At 69.0% G+C, this 22,864-nt stretch carries 16 protein-coding genes; 10 read left to right on the top strand and 6 right to left on the bottom strand.

The features are described from left to right. Nucleotides 1–200: 200 nt before the first annotated feature. Nucleotides 201–587, bottom strand: a complete 387-nt coding sequence (gene trxA, locus ACFWBQ_RS27015) for a thioredoxin (protein ID WP_385499634.1) — start codon at nt 585–587, stop codon at nt 201–203. A 115-nt stretch (nt 588–702) separates the two neighbouring features. On the opposite strand from trxA, the gene ACFWBQ_RS27010 reads away from it, so the two are divergent. Beyond that, a complete protein-coding gene (locus tag ACFWBQ_RS27010; protein ID WP_385499628.1) occupies nt 703–2,142 on the top strand; it encodes a dihydrolipoyl dehydrogenase family protein in 1,440 nt (479 codons plus the stop codon). 407 nt (nt 2,143–2,549) lie between these two features. On the opposite strand, the gene ACFWBQ_RS27005 is transcribed toward ACFWBQ_RS27010, so the two are convergent. The 3 genes from ACFWBQ_RS27005 to ACFWBQ_RS26995 are packed head-to-tail and all read right to left on the bottom strand — an operon-like array spanning nt 2,550 to nt 3,702. Beyond that, nucleotides 2,550–2,816 carry a DUF4235 domain-containing protein gene (locus ACFWBQ_RS27005; protein WP_385499624.1) on the bottom strand — a complete coding sequence of 89 codons (267 nt, stop codon included), beginning with the start codon at nt 2,814–2,816 and terminating at the stop codon, nt 2,550–2,552. Next, the gene (locus tag ACFWBQ_RS27000; RefSeq protein WP_385499618.1) at nt 2,813–3,292 is read right to left on the bottom strand and encodes a DUF3618 domain-containing protein; all 480 of its coding nucleotides are present in this window, start codon (nt 3,290–3,292) and stop codon (nt 2,813–2,815) included. The genes ACFWBQ_RS27005 and ACFWBQ_RS27000 overlap by 4 nt, the downstream gene beginning before the upstream one ends. After that, on the bottom strand, nt 3,292–3,702 hold the full coding sequence (locus ACFWBQ_RS26995) for a phage holin family protein (RefSeq protein ID WP_385499613.1): 411 nt from the start codon (nt 3,700–3,702) through the stop codon (nt 3,292–3,294). The genes ACFWBQ_RS27000 and ACFWBQ_RS26995 overlap by 1 nt, the downstream gene beginning before the upstream one ends. A gap of 766 nt (nt 3,703–4,468) precedes the next feature. Here ACFWBQ_RS26995 and ACFWBQ_RS26990 point away from each other — a divergent pair. The 9 genes from ACFWBQ_RS26990 (at nt 4,469) to ACFWBQ_RS26950 (ending at nt 17,896) form a co-directional block, all read left to right on the top strand. After that, nucleotides 4,469–4,810: a hypothetical protein gene (locus ACFWBQ_RS26990; protein WP_385499605.1), complete on the top strand. Its 342-nt coding sequence runs from the start codon at nt 4,469–4,471 to the stop codon at nt 4,808–4,810. Between the two features lie 401 nt (nt 4,811–5,211). Continuing rightward, complete coding sequence (locus ACFWBQ_RS26985; RefSeq protein ID WP_385499601.1) at nt 5,212–6,723, top strand: cryptochrome/photolyase family protein; 1,512 nt, start codon at nt 5,212–5,214, stop codon at nt 6,721–6,723. 391 nt (nt 6,724–7,114) lie between these two features. Further along, a complete protein-coding gene (locus ACFWBQ_RS26980; protein WP_385499595.1) occupies nt 7,115–9,409 on the top strand; it encodes a SpoIIE family protein phosphatase in 2,295 nt (764 codons plus the stop codon). A gap of 138 nt (nt 9,410–9,547) precedes the next feature. Then, the gene (locus ACFWBQ_RS26975) at nt 9,548–11,191 is read left to right on the top strand and encodes a gluconokinase, GntK/IdnK-type (protein ID WP_385499589.1); all 1,644 of its coding nucleotides are present in this window, start codon (nt 9,548–9,550) and stop codon (nt 11,189–11,191) included. A 187-nt stretch (nt 11,192–11,378) separates the two neighbouring features. Then, entirely contained in the window at nt 11,379–12,218 is an 840-nt protein-coding gene (locus ACFWBQ_RS26970) for an SDR family oxidoreductase (RefSeq protein WP_385499584.1), read from the top strand. Nucleotides 12,219–12,252: 34 nt separating this feature from the next. After that, nucleotides 12,253–13,728 carry a cytochrome ubiquinol oxidase subunit I gene (locus tag ACFWBQ_RS26965; RefSeq protein ID WP_385499579.1) on the top strand — a complete coding sequence of 492 codons (1,476 nt, stop codon included), beginning with the start codon at nt 12,253–12,255 and terminating at the stop codon, nt 13,726–13,728. Further along, nucleotides 13,725–14,783 carry a cytochrome d ubiquinol oxidase subunit II gene (locus tag ACFWBQ_RS26960; protein ID WP_385499575.1) on the top strand — a complete coding sequence of 353 codons (1,059 nt, stop codon included), beginning with the start codon at nt 13,725–13,727 and terminating at the stop codon, nt 14,781–14,783. The genes ACFWBQ_RS26965 and ACFWBQ_RS26960 overlap by 4 nt, the downstream gene beginning before the upstream one ends. Nucleotides 14,784–14,837: 54 nt before the next feature. Continuing rightward, nucleotides 14,838–16,604 (top strand): cation:proton antiporter, encoded by a 1,767-nt coding sequence (locus ACFWBQ_RS26955; RefSeq protein ID WP_385499570.1) that lies wholly within the window; start codon nt 14,838–14,840, stop codon nt 16,602–16,604. A gap of 14 nt (nt 16,605–16,618) precedes the next feature. Beyond that, nucleotides 16,619–17,896 (top strand): DUF2254 domain-containing protein, encoded by a 1,278-nt coding sequence (locus ACFWBQ_RS26950; protein WP_385499565.1) that lies wholly within the window; start codon nt 16,619–16,621, stop codon nt 17,894–17,896. 57 nt (nt 17,897–17,953) lie between these two features. Here the strand turns inward: ACFWBQ_RS26950 and ACFWBQ_RS26945 are convergent, their stop codons facing one another. Further along, entirely contained in the window at nt 17,954–18,946 is a 993-nt protein-coding gene (locus ACFWBQ_RS26945; protein WP_385499563.1) for a transcriptional regulator TrmB, read from the bottom strand. A gap of 137 nt (nt 18,947–19,083) precedes the next feature. Continuing rightward, nucleotides 19,084–22,818 (bottom strand): S8 family serine peptidase, encoded by a 3,735-nt coding sequence (locus tag ACFWBQ_RS26940; RefSeq protein WP_385499558.1) that lies wholly within the window; start codon nt 22,816–22,818, stop codon nt 19,084–19,086. Nucleotides 22,819–22,864 lie beyond the last annotated feature (46 nt).

Below are 22,864 nucleotides of genomic sequence, written 5' to 3'. Positions count from 1 at the left end.
ACGCGTCGTCGGCAGTGAGGGTGACCGTCCGGGCAGGACGGGCTCACCCGCGCCCGCCAGGGACGCAGGCCCCTGGCCACGGCTCCGGCCGACACGGGTGAGGCCAGGCGCACCAGCCGTTCTCAGCGGATCCCGCCCACGTGTGAGGGCCCGGCCGCACCGGCCGGGCCCTCACCACGTCTGCCGCAGGTCCGGAGGGTCTACTGCTGCTGCTCCTGCGGCTGGGCCTGCGTCTGCTCCTCGACGGACTTGCGTACCTCGTCCATGTCCAGCTTCCGCGCCTGCCCGATGACGTCCTCGAGTGCTGCCTCGGGCAGTGCTCCGGGCTGGGAGAAGACCGCCACGTTGTCCCGGACGATCATCAGCGTGGGAATGGACCGGATCTCGAAGGCCGCCGCCAGCTCCTGCTGCGCCTCCGTGTCGACCTTGGCGAAGACCAGGTCGGGGTGGCGCTCGGACGCCGAGTCGTAGACCGGCGCGAACTGCCGACACGGGCCGCACCAGGAAGCCCAGAAGTCGATCAGCAAGAAGTCGTTGTCGGTGACGACCTGATCGAAGTTTTCCTTGGTGAGCTCTACGGTGCTCATACTCTGCTACCTCTTCCTCTGCCCGTTCGGACCTGTCCGGCACAACGGTGACGTCGCTTGACCTATTCCGCCTGCCCATGTGGCAGCGGCCCACACCCACGACCAGACTGTCCCCATGACTGATTCTGGGGAGAACGCCGAATACGACGTCGTGGTGATCGGTGCCGGTCCCGTGGGGGAGAACGTGGCCGACCGCACTCGGGCTGCTGGGCTGAGTACGGCCGTTGTCGAGTCCGAACTCATCGGCGGGGAATGTTCGTACTGGGCCTGCATGCCGAGCAAGGCGCTGCTTCGCCCGGTCGTCGCCCGCGCCGACGCGCGCCGCGTCCCGGGCCTGAGCGCTGCCGTCGAGGGTCCGCTCGACGCGGACGCCGTCCTCGCCCACCGCGACGAGCAGACCTCCCACTGGAAGGACGACGGCCAGGTCGCGTGGCTGGACGGCATCGGTGCGGACATCTACCGGGGCAAGGGCCGGCTGACCGGAACCCGGACGGTCTCCGTGACCGCCCCCGACGGTTCGCAGAAGCAGCTCACCGCACGGCACGCCGTCGCCGTCTGCACCGGCAGCAGGGCCGTGGTTCCCGCGTTGCCCGGCATCGCGGACGTCCGCGCCTGGACCAGCCGCGAGGCGACCAGCGCCAAGGAGGTGCCCGGCCGCCTCGTCGTCGTCGGGGGCGGAGTGGTCGGCGTCGAGATGGCCACCGTCTGGCAGGGGCTCGGCTCCCGGGTGACCATGCTGATCCGCGGCCGGCGGCTGCTCCCCAAGATGGAGCCGTTCGCCGGTGAACTGGTTGCCGAGGCCCTGACCGAAGCAGGCGCACGCATTCTCACCGGAGTGTCGGCCACCGCCGCGCGGAGGGCGGGCAAGGACGGCCCCGTGACCGTAGAACTGGACAACGGGGAGCGCCTGGAGACCGACGAGATCCTCTTCGCCACCGGCCGGGCCCCGCGCACCGACGACGTAGGTCTCGACACGGTGGGGCTGAAGCCCGGCTCCTGGCTCCCCGTGGACGACAGCTGCCTGGTCGAGGGCAGCGACTGGCTGTACGCGGTCGGAGACGTCAACCACCGCGCGCTGCTGACGCACCAGGGCAAGTACCAGGCCCGTATCGCGGGGGCCGCGATCGCGGCCCGCGCACAGAAGACACCGCTGCTGGAAACGGACCCATGGGGTGCGCACGCGGCCACCGCCGACCATGCCGCCGTCCCCCAGGTCGTCTTCACCGACCCGGAGGCCTCCTCGGTCGGCCTCACCCTCGCGGATGCGGAAGCGGCCGGCCACCGGGTACGGGCCGTCGACTACGACCTGGCCTCGATCGCGGGTTCGGGCCTGTACGCCAAGGGGTACAGGGGCCGCGCGCGGATGGTCGTCGATCTGGATCGCGAGATCCTGCTCGGAGTGACCTTCGTCGGACCGGGCATCGGCGAACTCCTGCACTCCGCGACGATCGCCGTCGCCGGTGAGGTCCCCATCGACCGGCTGTGGCACGCGGTCCCCGCCTACCCGACGATCAGCGAGATCTGGCTGCGGTTGCTCGAGACGTATCGCGCTTAAGGTCGCCGCTGAACATGGACAGAAACAGGCTCGGAGCGGACGCAGTCCGATGGCGTCCGTCAGCTTGCACACTCTGTTGCGATGACATGGCCGCCCTCGCGGGCAGGGCGGCCGGCTCGGCGGCGCCTTGGCCACGCGCGGCACCGGTGACGACGACGACCTTGCCGAGCAATCTCATGGCGTGCAAGTCGGTCACGACCGCTCCCGGTTGAGGCGCGGGCCAAGCCGGCAGGGGGGCTCGGTACCGGGGACCACGGTGTTGGTGAGCGTGCCGATGCCCTCGACGGTCAGGCGCGCCCGGCTCGAGCGCCCCGGAGGTCCCGTCCCGGGGCTCGGAGCCACCAGGGACCAACGATGTGCTGCCCGGCGAGGAGCGGAACGGAGGTGGGGGTCCAGCCGCCCGCGGGTCAGCCCGGCCAGCTGCCCGTCAGGCGTCGCGTGGCCACGGCGCCCGAGCGATCGACCGTGGCCTTGACCACGGCGAAGATGGCGCCCTGGAGGGCGGCGGCGAGCAGGATCTGCTGCCAGGAACGGTCTTCGTCCGTGGCATCGGGGGCGTCGTCCTTACCCTCGATGATCTTCCACGCCTGTCTGAATGCGGCACCCGCGATCATGCCGCTCGCCGCGCCGAGGGCCAGCCCGACCGGCTTGTAGGCGATCTTGAACGTCATCATCGGCGCCCCCGGCCGCGGCGCACCAGCAGGAAGGCTGCGAACAGCGCACCGCCCGCGAGCAGCGGCTTGCGGTTGGCGCGTGCGAACGACGCGGCCCGGCCGGCGTTTTCGAGCAGCGGGTCGGGAGCCTTGTCCGCCGCGTACTGTCCTGCCCGAGTCGCGGTCTCCCGTACCTGTGCAGCAGCCTGCGTCGCCTTCTCCAGGACGGGATCGGGCGTCTTGTCCTTGACGAGTTGCGTGGCCTGCTCCGCCTTCTCACGGATCTGGTCGGCAACCAGGGCCGCCTTTTCCGAGGCTTGTTCCTTCGCGGCGGCAGTCTTCTGCTTCGCCTGCGCCTTGACGTCGGCCTTGGCCGCCAGCGCTTCGACGGTCTGCCCGAGTTCGTCGCGGGTGTGCTCGACCTGCGCGCGCAGCTTCTCGGGGTTGGAGGCGTCGGGGGCGGGGGTGCCTATGTTGGTCCGGGATTCTTCATTCATCAGTGTGTCCTTTCCTTGATCGCGGCCAGATCGGCCTTGACGCTGTCGATTGTCTGCTCGGGGGCGGGGGAGCCGACCGCGGCGATCTGCTTCTTCCCGGCCAGGGCGGCCGCGGCTGCCACTGCCGTCAGCACCGCCGTGACGATGAGGGCCGACGCCCACACCGGCAGTACCAGCGCGAGAGCCGCGATGCAGGTCGCGATCAGAGCCTGGGCCGCCAGGATGCCGAGAAGGCCCGCGGCGCCGAAGAGGCCGCCGCCCTTCCCGAAGTGCTGGCCCTTCTGGGTCATTTCCGCCCGGGCCAGCTGTATCTCCTCGCGGACCAGCTCCGAAATTTGCTGCGAGGCGCGCGGAACCAGCACGCTCACCGAGTCGTCGGTGGCGTGGGTCTGCCGCTCTGCCGTGCTCATGGCCAGGTCACCTTGCCTTCCTCGATCTGTCCGAAACACCGGCTGCCCCATGGCATTCGACGGGTCGGTCAGCCGCTCTGCCCCGTGCCGTCCGTGGTGTCCTGGACGGGAGCGTCGGCGTGGCGTTCGACGGAGTCGATGCCGAGTGGCAGGAGCAGCGGGTCTCGTAGTGGTAGACGGCGGCGATCACCTGTCCGTCGGTGGCTTTCCGCACGAAGTGATAGCCCTTGGCGGGCTGGTGCCGGACCTCGAAGCGAGCCCGCCATGACGAAACCTCCTCGGTGAGCTGTGTTTGCCGCTCTCGGCTCGACTACCCCGCAACCGCCCCAGCACCCACCCCCGCCGGGAAGGGCTTCCCCGACGCGGCGTGCCCGCCCGCTCTCTGCCCGGATCGCCGCCCGCTTCTGTCCGACGTCCAAAGCTTTCGACGACCGGAACAGAGCCCGGAGCAAGAGCTGCCAACAGGCAATCCTCGCCCCGAAAGGCTGTCCTGCCGGCGGGCGCACGACGACAGTTATGGCACCTCGCCGCGTTGTCGGAACGCCCGAACTGCCCACGGAGGCGACAAGATCGACCGGTCGCTCCGCACGCTTGGCCGGGACGATTGGGCATCATTCACAGCTCCGTCCCTGGCGACGCAGGGGGTTCGACGCGTCCCGAAGGACAACTTCGGGGGTGGACTTCGGTCGCGGGGGCCATGCTTGTCTGCGAGGGCTGCCGCGTTGCCGGGCGGTATCTGCGATGTGTGTGAGGCAGCATGAGCCAGATGGATTCTCCTGCGCAGCCGGAGCGGACTCCCGACGGCCGGTACATCGTGGTGAACGGTCGGCGATGGCGGGCGACAGACCCGGAGATTCCCGAGAATGTAGCCGCCGACCTGCGCCGTCACCTCATGGCAGCCCGGCGTGCGGTAGCCGCCTCGCGCCGGAACGAGGACAAGGCCGCCGAGGGACTGGCCCGTAGCCGGGTGCACACGGCAAAGGTGGCGCTCGGCGAACGTGGCACCCCTTGGTGGGAACAGTCCATCACCGAGCGGCGCCAACGCTGGGAAGACGGTGCCATTGAACTCGGTACCGACCAGCCGGACGCAGGCCGGACAACACCGTAGGTCTTCGCATCGCGCCAAAGCTCCGCCCGGACCAACTGTGCAGCGAGAGAGCCGTGGGCCGGCGAGCGCCGGCGCCTTCCGGCGCCGGTCGTCTCCTGCGGTCCCGGCGATTGCCTGCGGTCCCGCCCGCGCAGGCATCCGGGCTGACCCGAAGGCAGGCCCTGCGGGTTCGCGCTGACTTTTGACGGGCCCGATGCCATGACCGGTGCCGGGCTGCGTGGACCGCTGGACCGATCGATTCCGTCAGCGAGCACGAGGCGGTGCGGGCGGCTCCGCGAGTAGCGAGGCGCCCGGCGTGTGCGGGGCAGGGCCCATGCTGGCGTGCGCTTTGATCTGTGAACGAAAGCATCGCTCGGCGCGGTGCGCCGATCAGGCAACAGATCGTCCACGGAGGGCGCGGCATGACTGAGGAAGAGTCCGGCACCCCCCACTGGCTGTTCGGCGATCAGCTCGGTCCGCATTTCGTCGATCCGGTGCGGGGCGGCCCGCACCGGGATGCGCCGCTGCTGATGATCGAGTCCAGGAGCGTCTTCCGGCGACGACGGTTTCATCGTGCCAAGGCCCACCTGGTCCTTTCGGCGATGCGCCATCGAGCAGCCGAGCTCGGTGACCGCGTGCGGTACGTCAAGGCGGACACCTACCGTCAGGGTCTGCGCGAGACAGTGGGGGATGCCCCGATGACCGTGCACCACCCCACGTCCTACGCGGCCCGCGCCTTCGTGCGCGCGCTGCCCTCCGTACGCGTTCTGCCGGCGCGCGGTTTTCTCGTGACGCACGACGAGTTCAGGAATTGGGCGGACAACCGCGGCACGAAACACCTCCGCCAGGAGGACTTCTACCGATGGGTCCGCCGGACGCACGACCTGCTGATGGAAGGCGACCGTCCCGTCGGCGGCCGGTGGAACCTGGACCACGACAACCGGCAGCCCCCGCCACGCGGTGCCACCGACCTGGGCGTTCCGGCGCCCTATCGGCCCCGGGAGAGCGACATCGACGCCGAGGTGCGGTCAGACCTCGACCGCTGGTTGCGCGACGGTGATGTCGAGTTCGTCGGCGAGGACGCACCACGCAGGTTCCCCGCCACCCGCCGCGAGGCACTCGCCGCGCTCCGCCGCTTCGTCGAGCACCGGCTCGCCACGTTCGGCGCGTACGAGGACGCGGTTCTCGCCGGGGACGCGACGATGAGCCACAGCCTGCTCTCCTCGTCGCTCAACCTCGGCCTGCTGGACCCCGCGGAATGCGTCGAACGCGCGGAGGCACGATGGCGATCCGGCGATGTGCCACTCAACAGCGCCGAGGGATTCGTCAGGCAGATCGCTGGATGGCGCGAGTTCGTCTGGCACGTCTACTGGTACTTCGGCACGCAATACCGCGCGAGCAACGCTTTGCGTCACCACGAGCCACTGCCCGACTGGTTCTCGGAGCTGTCCTCGGAAGCGACCGGTGCGAACTGCCTCGCCCACGTCCTGGAGCAGGTCAGATCGACAGGCTGGACACACCACATTCCACGCCTGATGATTCTGGGCAGTTTTGCCCTGCAACAGGGTTGGGAGCCCCGGGCCGTCACCGACTGGTTCCACCGCAGCTTCGTCGACGGCTACGACTGGGTCATGGTCCCGAATGTGGTGGGCATGTCGCAGTACGCGGACGGGGGCCGCATGACCACCAAGCCCTACACGTCCGCAGGCGCGTACATCGACCGCATGAGCGACCTCTGCGGCCCCTGCCGGTACAAGCCGTCCGTGCGGGTGGGTGAGGACGCCTGCCCCTTCACCGCCGGGTACTGGAATCTTCTGCACCGCCACCGCGAACGATTCGAACGCAACGCACGGATGACTCAGGCGGTGCGGGGGCTGGACCGGCTCCCCGATCTTGAGGAGCTGCTGGAACAGGAGCGCGGCCGCCGGGACTGAGGCCCCTTTTGCGTGGTTGTGCAGCAAGGACTGCGTGCAGGTTCCTTTCCTGGCAGGCCCGCACGCCGACCTGGTGGAGCCTCTGCGGCCGAAGGCGGACCCACTGTCGTTTGGAGCGTCAGGCCGTCGGACGGTGCCATCACCCATCCTCACTGTCGCTTGTAGCAGCGAAGGGCTCAGGCGAGGCCGAGGAGGGCCAGGTAGGTGCGGGGATGGCGGTCGCAGCGGTGGTCGAGACGGCGGCATTCACGGGTGCAGTACGTACGGCCTCGGGTGCCGGCCGACGTGCGGATCCCCAGTGGAGACCGCAACCTGGAGGGAAGCGAGCACGCAGGCACAGACATGTGGCCAGGTGGGACCGTCGGGGGGAGAACCGGAGGCGATCCGTCGAATGGCATCCGACGACGCGCTGTTGGTCGTGGACGTGTCGGGAACCGTGCTTGAGTGCACCGAAGAGGCCGAAGAGTTGCTCGGCCGTGCGGCATCCGAGGCGGTGGGCCGTCCGGCCTGGGAGCTGCTCCCCGCTACGGCGAGGTCGGCCGCCGACAATCCGTGGTCCAGGACCGGCGGCGCGGAGGGGCTACTGGTGCGGCCGGTGGTCCGCCAGGACGGCTCCAGCGCCTGGGGTGTGTACCGGGCGGTGTCCCTCGAGGGCGAAGACCCGCTCGGCAAGGCTCTGTTGAGGGCGCTGTTCACCCTGTCTCCCATAGGGATGCAGGTCATGGACCCCGACTTGCGGATCCTCCGGGTGAACACGGCAGCAGGCGGTATCAGCGGGATACCGGCCGACCGTCTGGTCGGGCGTCGGCTGGACGAGGCGTTCCGACTCACGAGCCCCGAGGCGACGGCGGCCATGGTGCGAGGCGTACTCGCCACCGGTGAGCCCGCGATCGACAGGATCGTGGGAGGCAACCCGCCCAGCGACCCGGACCGTGAGCATCTGTACGAGGTTTCGGTGTTTCCGCTCCAGGGCTCCGACGGACAGATACTCGGTGTCGCGAGTTCGGCGGTCGACGTCACCGAACGTGAGCATGCCCTGTCGCGTACCCGGATCCTCGACGCCGTTCGAGAAGACGTGGGCCACACCCTGAAGATGGACGCCACCTGTGCGGAACTGGTTCGCGTCCTGGTGCCCGCCTTCGCGGACGACGCAGAGGTGCACCTTCTGGATCCGGTCATCCGCGGGGGCGAGCCACCGTCCGCGCCGGTGGCGCCCGACGTGCCTCTACGGCGCATGGCACTCGCCTCCGCAGAGCGCCTTCCTCCGTCGGAGGACCCGGACCTCGGGCCGTTCCGCTTTCCATCAGCCTGGTCGCAGTCGCTCACCGACCTGCAGCCTCACCTCATCGTCCACGGCCCGGATCCGGCCCCGGCCGCCCGTCCATCCCAAGTCCACTCCGCCATCATCGCTCCGCTGACCCTGAGGGGTGGGGTGCTCGGGACGCTGAGTCTCCACCGGTCCACCGGGCGTGCAAAATTCGAGCAGAAGGACCTCGACCTCGCTCTGGACCTGGCGGTACGCATCGCACTGCACATCGACAACGCCCGGCGCTACACACGTGAACACACCATCGCCCTCACGCTGCAGCACCGTCTCCTCCCGCAGAGCCTTCCGGGTCGGGTTGCCCTGGAAACGGCCCACTTCCACCGGCCGGGAGCGGCGGGCGGCGGTTGGTTCGACGTCATTCCGCTCTCCGGTGCGCGTGTGGCCTTCACGGTCGGCCGCGTCTCGGGGCAAGGGATCCAGGCGACCACAGCCATGGGGCAGATACGGACCGCAATCCATACCCTGTCCTCGCTGGATCTCGAATGCGACGAGTTGCTGGCCCGGCTGAACGACACGGTCGCGCGCCTCGCCGCCGAGCGCTCCGCCCTCGACCTCGGACACACCTCGCACAAGGAGGAGCTGACCGCGGGATGTGTATACGGCATCTACGACCCACTGACTCTCAGCTGCACGATCGCTCTCGCCGGCCACCCGCCCCCGCTGCTCGTCCACCCGGGCGAGGCCACGGTCATCCCTGATCTTCCCCAGGCTCCGCCTCTCGGCACGGGCACGGACGGCGCGGTGTTCGCCTCCACCTGCCTCGACCTGGAGGAGGGAAGCGTCATCGGGCTCCATACCGACGTGTTCCTGCCTCCGGAGGACCCCCCCGCCGGTACTCGCCGGGAGGAAATCCGGAAGGTCCTCGCGGACACCGGCCGCTCACTGGACGCGCTGTGCGAGGAGGCAGTCCGAAAAGCCGCTCCCGAGGGGCACGACACCGACGCCATCCTGCTCCTCATCCGTGCCCACGCCGTTGAGGCCGGCCGGGTGGCGCAGTGGGACCTGCCGGCGGAGCCCGCTGCTGTGGCCACCGCACGTGCCTGGGCCCGTCGGCAGCTGGCCGGCTGGAGCCTCGGCGAACTCACCTTCAGTACGGAACTCATCGTGAGTGAACTCGCCACCAACGCCATCCGCTACGGCAAGCCTCCACTCGAGCTGCGCCTCATCAGCGGCCCGACCCTGATGACGTGCGAAGTCAGCGATTCGAGCCTCGTCGCACCGCACCTGCGCCACGCACAGGCCACGGACGAGGGCGGCCGCGGGCTGTTCATCTGCGCCGAGCTTGCACATCGGTGGGGCGTCCGCTTCACCAACCGGGGCAAGACGATCTGGACCGAGCAGGAGTTGCCCCAGGGATAGCGGAACGTTGGTCACACGCCTGCTGAGGACTTGAACGGGTGAGGCCTTCCCCTGGGGATCCCGCCCCCTTCCACCCGAGATGCGCGTCCGGGCCGGGTGGCCGAGATTGGAGGCACCGGTCCCCCGCTGGGGGCGTCCGTGACACGGAGGAACCTCCATGACGAGAGAACAGACGGCACCCCGTGCGACGAGCGGGGGTCACGGCAGCGGCTGGCTGGTGTTCGCCGCGGTTCCCCGCCCCCGGAGGATCTGACGTCCGGGACCTCGACGGCCGCCGCCCACGACGAGACCTGCGGACCGTCGGCGCCCCTGGTCCTGATCGTCGGTCTGTCCGGCTCCGGCAAGACCACGGTGGGCCGGCTTCTCGCCGAGCGGCTCGGCTGGTCGTACCGGGACGCGGACGAGTTCCACTCTGCGACCGCCCGCGACGGGATGGCAGCCGGCCACGCTCTCACGGACACCGATCGCGAGCCCTGGCTGGAAGCCATCTCGGCATGGCTGGACCACGAGATCGCCGCGCACCGGTCTGCGGTCGTCACCTGTTCCGCCCTCAAGCGCGCCTACCGCGACCGGCTTCTCTCCGGGAGGCCTGAAGTGCGCCTGGTGTACCTGCATGGCGCACCCGAGCTGATTCGCTCCCGATTGTCCGGCAGGCGAGGCCACTTCTTCCCGGCGAGCCTGCTGGAGAGCCAGATCGCCGCCTTCGAGGAACCGGACCCGGACGAGCGTCCGCTGGTGGTGGAGATCGATCAGCCGCCGGAGGCGATCGTCGCCGCGCTGGCCTCGCTGCTGAACCGCGCCCCCGAACACGCCGGGGCGCCCCGCGGGCGCGCCGCGGAACCCATGGCCTCGTCCGCTGGGACTCCCGTCAGCCCGACAGGTGAACAGTGGACCTTGACATGGGAGGGGCAGAAAGCCGTCGTGGTCCAACTGGGCGCCGCCCTGCGCCACTACGAGGTGGACGGCCGGACCCTGCTGGACGGCTTCGCCTCCGACGCCCCCATTACCGGTGGCAGGGGGCAACTGCTCGTCCCCTGGCCCAACCGCATCGGCGGCGGCCGCTACCACTTCGAAGGCGCGGACCTGCAACTCCCGCTCACCGAGCCCGAAAAGGGCAACGCGATCCACGGCCTCGTCCGCTGGGTCCCATGGCAGTTGCAGGCCCGCAGCGAGGAATCGCTGCGGTTGAGCACCGTACTCCGTCCGCAGCCGGGCTATCCCTTCCTGCTGGACGTGACAGCCGAGTACCGGCTGGGGCCCGCCGGCCTCGACGTCGTCGTCTCCGCTACCAACGTGGGGGACGGGCCCGCTCCCTATGGCGTGGGGCAGCATCCGTATCTGACGGTCGGCACCGGCCCGGTCGACACGGTTCTGCTGACCGTTCCCGCACGGGACCGCTTTCTCACCGACGACCGGGGCCTGCCGGTCGGCCAGGAGCCTGTCGAAGGTTCGGCCTTCGATTTCCGTACGGCTCGCCCCCTCGGTTCCCAGCGGTTGGACACCGCCTTCAGCCTCGACCGTGTCGACGGCGACGAGGCCGTCGTACGGCTGGCCCACCCTTCAGGGGCTCACGGAGTGGATGTCCGGCTCGGCGAAGGCGCTCGGTACGTACAGATCTACACGGGCGACACGCTGCCGGAGACCGAACGCCGTCGGGGCGTCGCGGTAGAGCCGATGTCCTGCCCGCCGGATGCCTTTCGCAGCGGCCTCGGCCCCGACGTACTGGAGCAGGGCGACACCCATGTGCTCCGATGGGGCCTCAGGGCATGGCGGTCCTCATGAACGCGGGCATGTCCTGCGCGCCAAGCGCCCGGCGCCCGGCTGAGCCGACCGGGGGAAGCCGCTCCGTCCAATGGGTCAACAACAACCCGCCAGGGCTGCCGCCGCGCTCATCCGGTGATTGCCTGAACCCCGCCTGCCGGGTAGCGGTCGGGCGGACCGGAGCGGCGCAGCGAGGAGACAGGGCATCATGGATTCCCACGTCGAGGCATTGCGGGGTGCTCTGCCGGCCCACTTGCTGAATGGCCAGACAGCGCTGGTGACCGGCGCCAATTCGGGCATCGGCAAGGCCACTGCCATCGGACTGGGCCGGGCCGGTGCCGACGTGGTGGTCAACTACGTGAGCGGCCGTGACGCCGCCGAGCAGGTGGTGGAGGAGATCACCTCGTTCGGGGTGCGTGCGGTCGCCCACGAGGCGGACGTCTCGCAGGAGAGCCAGGTCATCGCGATGGTGGACCGAACGGTCCAGGATTTCGGGACCCTCGACATCCTGGTCGCCAATGCCGGTATGCAGCGTGATGCCGCGTTCACCGAAATGACTCTCGCCCAGTGGCAGAAGGTGCTCGACGTCAACCTCACGGGCCAGTTCCTGTGCGCGCGGGAAGCGACCAAGGAGTTCCGTCGGCGCGGAGTGGTCCCGGAGGTGTCCCGGGCGGCCGGGAAGATCATCTGTATGAGCTCGGTGCACCAGCTCATCCCCTGGGCAGGGCACGTGAACTACGCCTCCTCCAAGGGAGGCGTTCAGATGATGATGCAGACCCTGGCACAAGAGCTCGCACCGGAGAAGATCCGGGTGAACGCCGTCGCCCCCGGGGCGATCAAGACCCCCATCAACCGCAGCGCCTGGGAGACTCCGGAGGCTCGGGACGACCTCCTGCGCCTGATCCCCTACGACCGGATCGGTGACCCCGACGACATCGCGCACGCCGTCGTCCTGCTCGCATCCGACCTCATGGACTACGTGGTGGGGACGACTCTCTACGTCGACGGCGGGATGACGCTCTTCCCCGGGTTCGCGACCGGCGGCTGACCTCTTCCGCGGGCCCCGAACAGCGAAGGCGGTTATGCACACCTCGGTCCATCTGCTGGCGAGTGCTCCGGATCAACTCCTGCCGGCCCGAGAACTCATGGCCTTCACTCTGGCCTCCCACATCATTCTGGTCCCGTTGGGTGTAGCCCTGCCTCTGATCACCCTGGTCATGCACTACCGCGGGCTGCGTCACAAGGACGCGACAGCCCTCCTGCTGGCGCGGCGCTGGTCGGCGGTCATGGCGGTTCAGTTCGCCGTCGGTGTGGTCACCGGCACCGTGCTCTCCTTCGAGTTCGGTCTGCTCTGGCCGGGGCTGATGGGCAGGTGGGGCGATGTCTTCGGAATCGGCTTCGGGGTCGAGGCCTGGGCGTTCTTCCTCGAAGCGGTCCTCATCGCCATCTATCTCTACGGATGGCGGCGGTTGAAGCCCCGGACGCACTTCCTGCTCGGGTTGCCGCTCCCGGCCGCCGCACTGCTCGGGGCGTTCGGCATCCTGGCCGCCAACTCCTGGATGAACACACCGCAGGGCTTCTCCCTCGACTCCGCCGGCAATCCGATGGACGTGAACGTCTGGAAGACGATCTTCACGCCGATGTTCGGGCCGCAGTACTGGCACTTCGTCGTGGGCATGCTGCTGACCGCGGGCTACATGGTGGCCGGCGTCTACGCGGTCGGCCGGCTGCGGGGACGTCGTGACCGTTACCACCGGCTCGGCTTCGCCGTTCCCTTCACCATCGCCGCGCTGGCGACCCCGGTGCAGTTCGTCCTCGGCGATTCCATCGCCCGGTCGGTGTTCCACAAGCAGCCGGTGAAGTTCGCCGCCATGGAGATCGTCTGGAAGACGGACACCCGCGTACCGGAGTACCTGTTCGGCCGCCTGCACTCCGACGGTTCCATCTCGGGCGGTATCAAGGTTCCGCTGCTCGACTCCGTCCTCGCCGGCTTCAGCCCGAACACCAAGGTCGTCGGCCTGACTTCGGTCCCGCCGGACCAACGGCCGACAGCCGTTCAGGCGACAATCGCACACTGGGCTTTCGACATCATGGTCCTCATCGGCTCTGCTCTGGTGCTCCTCGCGCTCTGGTACGGCCTGGTCTGGCTGCGGCACCGCCGGCTCCCCGCCTCCACGTGGTTCTACCGCAGTGCGGCCTGCGCGGGTCCGGCCTCGGTCGTGGCTGTCGAATGCGGCTGGATCGCGACCGAGGTGGGGCGCCAGCCATGGATCGTCTACCAGAACATGCGCGTCGCCGAGGCAGTCACGGCGACGCGCTCGTCCACCCTGTGGATCATGCTCGGCCTGGTGATTGTCGTCTACCTGTTCATCTTCGGCTCGCTCCTCGCCGTCCTGCTCATGCTGCGCACCCGCTGGCGGCTCGCCGACGCGCAGCAGGCCGCCGGGCGTCCGGCGGATGAGCCGGAGAGGGACAGCCCCTACGGCCCCCGGGCGGCTGTCCCCGCAGGTGACGGCGCCGCCGGCGGTGCCTCCCCGTCCCGGGATGACCGACCGTGACGGCCGACCTGATGGCATTGGTGCTGCTGCTGGCCATCGCTGCGTACACCTGCGCGGGCGGTACCGACTACGGTGCCGGCTTCTGGGACCTGACCGCGGGAGGCACTGAACGCGGCAAGCGGCCGCGATGGCTCATCGATCACGCGATGGCACCCGTGTGGGAGGTCAACAACGTCTGGTTGATCTTCGTCTTCGTCATCATGTGGACCGGCTTCCCCACCCTCTACCAGGCTGTGTTCTCGGCGATGTGGCTGCCTCTGGCGCTGGCCGCCGTGGGCCTGGTCCTGCGCGGCGCCGGCTTCGCCTTCCGTAAGGTCGTCCGCCGGCTCGCAGACCGGCGTCTCTACGGTGCCGTGTTCGCCGTGGCCTCGCTCGTGACGCCGTTCTTCCTCGGCGCCGCCGTAGGGGGTGTCGCCTCAGGCCGGGTGAAGCCCGGTACGGAGGCGTCGGCAGACGCCTGGTCCAACCCCACCTCGATCATGTTCGGCCTGCTCGCCGTCGCCGCGACCGCCTTCCTGGGCGCCGTCTTCCTGACAGGGGATGCCCGCCGCTTCGACGCACCCGATCTGATCGCGTACTTCCGGCGGCGCGGGCTGCTGAGCTTTGGCGTGCTCGTGGTGCTGGTGGTGATCACCCTGTTCGTCGCCAGCGAGGACGCCCCGCACGTGTGGCACGGGCTCACCCACGGGGCGGGGCTGGCCTTCGGTATCGCCGGCGCAGTGGCTTCCTTCACCACGGTGTGGCTGCTCGTGCGGAGACCGGGCGGCTGGGCCCGCGCCTCGGCCGTCGGTGCCATTGCTTGCGCGGTTCTCGCCTGGGGCCTGGCCCAGCGTCCCTATCTCCTCCCGCGGTCGCTGACCGTCGCCGAAGGCGCCGGCGCATCGACCACGCTGACCTGGCTGGCGTTCGTCACTCTTGTCGCCCTGGTGATCGTGGTACCGGCCGTCGTGTTCCTGTACTGGCTCGACACCAGAGGCGATCTCGAAGAACTTACCGAGGCCGACCTGCGACAAGGCGGCGATCCCGAGGACGGCGGCACGGCGGGAGCCGCCTGACCGTCGGTACGGCTGAACCTCCACCGCGCCAGGACCCTGCCGAAAGGAGTTGCTGTGACAGACGACGAGATCTACCTCGGAATCGCGCTGACCCTGATCCTCGCCACCGGGTCACAGATCCTGGCGAGCAAGCTGCGCGTCCCCGCCCTCATCATCCTGCTGCCCGCAGGGTTTACGGCCGGCGCGCTGACAGACGTCATCCACCCCGACCAGCTGATGGGGCGGAACTTCGACGTCCTCGTGTCGATGTCCGTGGCGGTGATCCTCTACGACGCCGGTCTCGGGCTCAACCTGCGCAAGCTCACCGGCCGCACACGGTGGATCGTGGGACGGCTGCTGCTGCTCGGTGTGCTCGTCACGTTCCTGGTCACCTCCGCCGTGGCACCGGCGATGTTCGACATGCCCCTCAAAGTCGCCTCGATGCTCGGCGTGATCCTGGTCGTCTCCGGTCCCACGGTCGTGGGCCCCATCCTCGACTTCGTACGGCCCACGGACAAAGTGCGCCGCATCCTCATCTGGGAAGGGACCCTGACCGACCCGATCGGCGGCATCCTGGGCGCACTGGTCTTCCACGCCATCGCCACCACGCACCGGGTCGACATCGGCCGGGGCTACCAACTCGGCCAGTTCGCCATCAGCATGGCCGTGGGACTGATCGGCGGAGCGGTCGGTACGGGATTGCTCTCGCTCACGCTTCGCACGCTACGGCTCGGCGAGACGCTCGGGACGCTGGCCCAGTTGGCCACCGTGATCGCCGTGTCCGCCGGCGCCGACATCGTCAGGGACGACACGGGACTCATCGCCGCTATCGTCACAGGCCTCGCCGTCACCAACATCAGCGGTTTCGACATGCCCGCGCGGCGTCCCTTCTTCGAGACTCTGGCCCAGCTGATCATCGGTCTGCTGTTCGTCTCTATCTCCTCCACCGTCACACCTGCGTCCCTCGTGCCCGTACTCCTCCCGGCCCTCGCCCTCATCGCCATCCTGGTCCTCGTGGTGCGGCCTCTCGTGGCCTACGTGTCGACCGCGGGCTCCGGTCTGTCCATGGGCGAGAGGACCTTCGTCGGATGGATGGCCCCCCGCGGCATCGTTGCTGCGGCCACGGCCACGGCGTTCTCCGCGAGCCTCGTCGACAAAGGGGTCGACGGGGCCGCCAGAATTCTTCCCGTCACCTTCCTCGTGATCGTCGGGACGGTCCTGCTGTACGCCCTGAGTGCGGCACCGGTCGCCAGAATGCTGGGCATCGTCAAACCCGCCGGGACACGGATCCTGCTCGTGGGCGGCGAGCCGTGGGTGGTCGATCTGGGAAGGAGTCTGAGCTCGGCCGGCCTCGACCTGCTGATGTGGGCAGGCCTCGCGCAGGAGCGCCAACGGATCGCGGACGCCGGTATCCAACTCGCCAAGGGTGATCTGCTGGCCACGGCCACCAACCCGGGTGCCCGGCTGGAGGGGGTGACGGCAGTCTTCCTGGCCACGGACGACGACGACTTCAACGCGCTCGCTTCGGTCGTGATGCAGGACAGCGTCGAAGGACCCGTCTATCGGGTCGGGCCTCCCCACGACAGCCACGGAGTCGTGGCTCCCTACACCGGCGGGGACATCCTCTTCGGTAGATCGCTCGTCCGCCACACGCTGGCCGCGCGGTACGAGGCGGGCGCGCGGTTCCTGGTTCAGCCGGCCTACGCTCCACTGCCGCCCGGGAGCGAGACCCTCTTCGTGGTACATGAGGACCTGCGGCTGGAACCCGTAACCGAGAAGCGGCGGGTCACTCCCAAGGAAAGCGACAGCGTTGTGCTGCTGACGCCCGGCACCGAGCAGTGAGGCAGGCTCCCATGATGTCCTGGGCCTCCGCATTCCGGTTGCGGCAATACGTGAAAGCGAGCCTGTGGATCACGCCGTTGTTCGGTCTCGTGCTGGGAGTCGTGCTGGCCGAACTGGCCATCGCCGCTGACAGTTCGGACTGGCCACCGGGTGGCTGGCGCTATTCGGCGACGACGGCGAGCGGAGTTCTGAGCTCCATCGTCGGGTCGATGGTCGCCCTTCTGGGATTCGTTGTGACCATCGGTGTTCTCGTCATTCAGCAGGCCACAGGAACGTTGTCCCCCAGATATATGCGGCTCTGGTACAGGGACCGGCTGCAGAAGGCCGTGCTGGCCACCTTCACCGGCACATTCGCGTTCGCCTTCTCCTTGCTGCGCAGTATCGAGTCGAATTCGGTACCGGACCTCGGAGTCACCCTCGCCGGCGCTGCCGTGGCCGTCAGCCTGTTGCTGCTGCTCATCTATCTCAACCGCTTCACGCACAACCTCAGGCCGGTCGCCATCGCCGATCTCGTCGGCCGCATGGGGGAGGACGTCTTCGAGCACGGGACCTCGACGGCCAGGGCCTCGGCGCCGCACCACGGTGAACCAGAGCCGGGTGGACGGACGACCGTGGTCCGCGCGACAGGAAGCGGAGCCCTCCAAGCCCTCCACATGGCAGGCCTCGCGGCTCTCGCCGCGTGCCATGACTGCGTGTTCACCGTGCCCCATGTGATCGGTGACTACGTCCCCCGTGGCGCCGTCCTCGTCGAAATCCACGGCGGCACGTCCACCCCCGACAACGCGCGGGTGACCGGTCTCATCGCGCTCGGTGCCGAGCGGACGATCGAACAGGATCCGGCCTTCGCCCTGCGGGTGCTCGTCGATATCGCCATCCGCGCGCTGTCGCCCGCCGTCAACGACCCCACCACCGCGGTACAGGTCCTCAATCACATCGAGTCGTTCCTCACCAGGATCGGCCAGTCGCCACTGCCCGGCCGGTATGTGCTGGCCGGTGACGACGGCAGGCCGCGGCTCGTGCTGCGGGGCAGGGCATGGGAGGACTACCTTCAGCTCGCCGTTTCCGAGATCCGCGATTACGGGGCAACGTCGACGCAGGTCTGCCGACGGCTGCGTGCCCTGCTCGACGGGTTGCTCGACAGCCTGCCCGCCACCCATCATCCGGCAGTACGGGCAGAGGTGGATCTCCTGGGTGAATCGGTGGAACGGGCGTTCCCCGATGCGGCTCGCCGTGCTGTCGCGCAGATGGCCGACAGCCAGGGCGTGGGTGGCCGGTCCCGGCCCGGCCGATAGCGGGGTGGCTGTGTCTCCAGCCACCCCAGCCGGCTCACACCGGGCCGAAGTGCCCGTTCAGTTCGGCTCCACCCAGCCGTGTCGGATGGCATGGCCGCCGAGCTGCATCCGGGTCCGGACTCCGGCCATGTCCATGAGGTGGCGCAGGCGTCGGTGCAGTGTGCGCGGTGACAGACCGAGCTGTGTCGCGGCTGTCGGGTCGGTCAGGCCGGCCAGCAGAAGGGCGAGGATCTTTCGGTCGAGGTCGGTCGGGCCTTCCGTACCGAGCTCCACGGTGGGTTCGGATTGTCCGCCGGTGCCCGACAGTTCGAGCGGGTGGGCGGTGCGCCATACGGTCTCGAACAGCGCATCCAGCGCATCCAGTAGGCCGCTGCGGTGCAGCAGCACGGCACCGGGTTCTCCGGCCGGTGTGACCGCGAGTGGGACGAGGCCGAGGTCGGCGTCGGCCAGCACGAGTTTCATCGGCAACTGGTCGGCGACACGCAGTTCCACGCCGTTGCGCAGTGAATCGATCGCATCGGTGATGATGCCCGGCTCTGCCAGCACGGCCCTGTCCAGTACCGCCCGGAAGTGCACGCCGCGGCCGATGGCCATGGGTTCGGCCGAGTTCTCATCGGGCGGCACGGCGACGAACGGTGCGGTGATGAACGTGCGGACCTGCGTGCGGGCTGCCTGCTGTACCTGAAGGAAGCGATGGCGGATGGCGTCGACGCCCGTGACGACCTCGATCAGATCGCTGATGCTGTTCCCGGTCATCGCCGCCCGGTGTTCCTCGGCGAAGGTCACGAGAGCCTGCTCGGCCATGCGCAGCCCGTCCTGGCGCTGGCTGATGAGAGCGCCGAGGGCCATGGCCGGCGGCGCGGCGGTGAACAGCCCATCCGCCGAGCTGATCACCAGCCCCCACCCGACCAGATGGCACAAGGCCTTGTCGATGTGGGCCTGCGACACGTCCAGCAGATCCGACAGCAGGATTGCGGTGGAGTTCGGCCGTCCGAGCAGCGCCCGGTAGACGTGCTCGTCATCGGGCTCGAGGCCCAGAACATCCAGCATCGGCGACCGACTCTCTTCCGCTTGCCGCAGCGGGGAGAGTATGCGCCATGGTGGCAGGCCCTGAATAGTCCCTGCTGGGAGCGGGTGTGAGGGGAAGGGCCCCGGGGAGTCGCCTCCCCGGGGCCCGACAGTGCGGTTCATCGCAGGCCGTACGCCCGGATGATCTCGTTCTTGACGCTGAAGCCGCGGTCCGTCCCGGCGCTCGCGCGGATCGACACGAAGGCGCCGGGCTTCTTGGCCGTCTTGAACGAACCCGTCCAGTAGCCGCCGGAGCCCTTGGCCAGGGTCACCTTCTGCCAGGTGGCGCCGTCGTCGTACGAGACGTCCAGCTTCACCGTGGTGACCTTGCCCGGCACGGTGGCGAGGTCCATCGACACCGGCTTGAGCGCGATCCGCTGCGTCGCGTTGGCCTTGATGTCACCGTGCAGGTCCGACTCCAGCTTGTAGTCCAGGTTCAGCACCGAGAACCGCTCGAAGAAGTCCGAGTCGACGGTGTCGGACATGAACGTCCACTCCGTGTGGGTGCGCGTCGACAGGCGGAAGACGTCACCGGGCCGCTCCACGTCGAGGACGGTGCGATAGGGAAGGTTGCCCGCCGGCACCTCCACCCACTGCATGTCCCCGCTGACCGGGTTGTCGTGGATCAGCTTGTCGCCCTGGAAGACCTGCAGGTGGGACGGTGTCTCACCCCACGGCAGGTAGCCGCCCAGCCGCATGTTGTCGCTGGCGGAGGCCCACGCCTGCACGTTCCACGTCATGTAGTTCTGCCAACGGGAGTTGTACACACCGAAGGACTCGCTCTGAGCGGGGCGGGTCAACGGAGCGAACCAGTCCAGACGGCTGGCGCTGCCCTTGGCATAGGTGTTATCGCCCGACACCATCACCCACGGCAGGGGTCCGTCGACACCTTGCGCGTGGAACTCCCTCCAGACCTGGCCCGGGGTCACCCATTCGGTGCGGGTGCCCGGGTGCCACTCGAGCTCGGGCATGTTGAACGACGGGTTGAGGGTGAAGTCGGACCGGTAACCCTCCGACAACTTGCCTTCCGTGGCCGAGTAGTAGCGGGCGTCGATCCGGGCGAGGTCATGCTGGGTGGGCTTGTAGACGAGTGCCCGGTCCGGCACCTGGCCGGGGTAGTCCCGGGTCAGGTCGTAGACGAACGGCGTGTGCTCGGTCTGCTTCACGGTCAGCTTGAAGATGCCGGCCTTGGCCGTCGCGATGAGGGCCTTGCCCGCGTCGCGGTGCACGGTGGCGACCGGGATGGCCGACTCGCCGACGTACTCCATCAGGCCGCCGACACCGTCGTTGACCACGATCAGAGCCTTCGCACCGGCCGCGACCGCGGCCTCGGTGCGCTCCTGCGGCGAGACCTCGTCGCTGCGCGTGATGACGACGACCTTGCCCTTGGCGTGGATCTTCTCGTACGCGGTCGCCGCGCCGTTGCCCGCGTAGACGGCGTTCAGCGTGTCCGTGGCGGTGCCCAGGGCGCTGCCCGCCTGCACCCTTGCCTCGAATTGGAGCCGACCGCCCAGCGTGCTCAGGCCGAGCTGCGGCTCGCCCTTGCGCCAGCGGGTGATCAGCATGAACTCGCCCTGCTTCATGGGCTCCGTCGGGGCGACGTAGACATCGTCGTACGTGGGGGGTACCACGTACGCGCTGCGGTAGTCCATGTACGGGTCGAGGCCCTTGTAGTGGACGTTGAAGTCGACCTTGCGCTGGCGGTCCTCGGTGCGCTGCGGCGCCTCGGTCTGCAGCAGGCGTGCCTTGCTCGCGTCCAGTACCACGTTCGCGGAGCCGTCCTTGAGCACGGTCTCCGGGTCGACCAGCACGGCCACGCCCGAGCGTTCCGCCTTCTCGCCGGCCACGTCGAGGTACCCCGCGACGGTGTACAGGCCGGGTGCCATGCGCATCGTGGTCGAGCCCTCGACGTAGACATTCCACGGCCAGGAGTCGCCGGCCAGGTTTATCCCGACCCAGCCGGCGGCGGGCTTGCCGTCCCGGCCGACCAGCTTGATGTTCAGGTCGTAGCGCTCTTCCTCCTCGAGCAGCGCCACCGAGGTGCGGGTCACCGGCTTCCCGGTGGCCGCGTCGGTGGCTATCACGTAGCCGACATGCCGGCCCGCCGAGACGGCTTGCGGGTCACCGGTCACCGGGACGGCAGCGGTTCCGCCCGCCGGAACGGTCACCGTGGTGGCTCCCAGCGTGAACGGGCCGTCGTCGTCGGTGAGCGCCAGGTTCAGCGTGACGTCGGCGGAACCGGTGTTGGTGTACGTCAGGCTCTCCGTGACGGCGACGTCGCTCGGCTCGTGCGGCCAGGTGTAGTTGCCGAAGAAGAGCGATCCGGTGCCGCGAACCGTGGTGCGCACGGCGGCGGCCACGTCGAGGCGGCCGGTGCCGACCTCGTACGGCGAGTACCCGTCGTCCAGGCCCTTCGCCGTGCTCATCAGGTGTTCCTTGAGCTGCGCGCCGGTCCAGTCCGGGTGCTGCTGGGCCAGGATCGCCGCCGCGCCGACCACGTGCGGGGTGGCCATCGAGGTGCCGCTGATGGTGCGGTAGAGGCCCTCACCACCGTCGGTCATCTCCTGCGAGCGGGCTGCGGTGATGTCCACGCCGGGCGCCGCGATGTCCGGCTTCATGCCGCCGGAGTAGGCCAGCGGGCCGGTGCTGGAGAAGTTCGCGAGCTGGTCCTGCTTGTCCGTGGCGGCCACGGTCAGCGCCGAGGCGGCCGCGCCGGGGGCGGAGATGCTCTCCGGGCCCGCGTTGCCGGCAGCGATGACGAACAGGGTGCCGTACTGGGCGGACAGTGCGTCGACCGTCTGCGACATGGGGTCGTTGCCGTCTGTCGGGTAGGAGTCGCCGAGGCTCATGTTGACGACGTCCGCACCGGTCTCGGCGGCCCACTGCATGCCGGCCATGACCCAGGAGTCCTGGCCGTAGCCCTCCGCGCCGCCGAGCACCTTGCCGACGAACAGGTCGGCGCCGGGGGCGACGCCCTTGTTGTCGCCTCCGGAGGCGGCGCCCGAACCGACGATCGTGCCGGCCACATGCGTGCCGTGCCCATTGACGTCGGTGACGGCCTCACCCGGCACGAAGCTGGCCGTGCCGTCGATCAGGCCGGCGAAGTCGGGGTGGTTGGCGTCGATGCCGGTGTCGAGCACCGCCACCTTGACGCCCTTGCCGTTGTACCCGGCGGCCCAGGCCTCGGGCGCGCCGATCAGCGGCACGCTCTCCTTGAGGTTGGCCTTCACACGACCGTCGAGCCACAGCTTCGCCACACCTGCGCCCAACTTCGCGCTGCCCAGCGGCGCGACGGTGGTCCAGAAGGTGCGGGCCTGCCGCTTCTCGGTGCTGAGCACAGCACCTCGGATGCCGTTGAGCTTGCGGGTCAGCTTGCTGCCCCGGGGAGCCGTCGGCTCGACGGCCGAGCGGGACTTCGGCTGGACGTACGTCGCAATCAGCGGTACCGCGGCCGACTTCGCGTCGTCGTAGCCCATCTCGATCAGGTCGGTGACGTTGAACAGCCGCCTGTCCAGCTTGTCAGTGCCCAGTAGTGGCGCCGCCTCGTCCGGGATGACGAACAGGTCACCCTTGATCTTCTGGATCTTTACGCCGCCGACAGCGCTGTCCGGCCGGTCGACGTCGGCGGTCTGCTTGCCGTCGGCCATCGTGGTGACCGTGACGACGTCGCCCGTGACCAGGGTGACCTTGTGGGTCGCCGAGGACTTGGCGGGAACGGTGGACTTGCTCGGAGCGGCTTGTGCGGGCGCTTGCAGAACTGCGAGCCCCGACGCCAGCAGCGGCACCGCGGCGGCGGCCGAGATCAGCTGCCAGCGCCTGCGCCGGAAGGCGGAAGAGTGAGAGGGGGAGAACATGCCATGGGTTTATCGGCCGACAACGCCCGACGTGAAGGCCTGCTGG

The sequence above is a fragment of the Streptomyces sp. NPDC060035 genome, assembly GCF_042736635.1.
Taxonomy (GTDB): Bacteria; Actinomycetota; Actinomycetes; order Streptomycetales; family Streptomycetaceae; genus Streptomyces.
The sequence above is the reverse complement of the archived record's forward strand: the minus strand, read 5'-3'. Positions and strand labels throughout refer to the sequence as shown.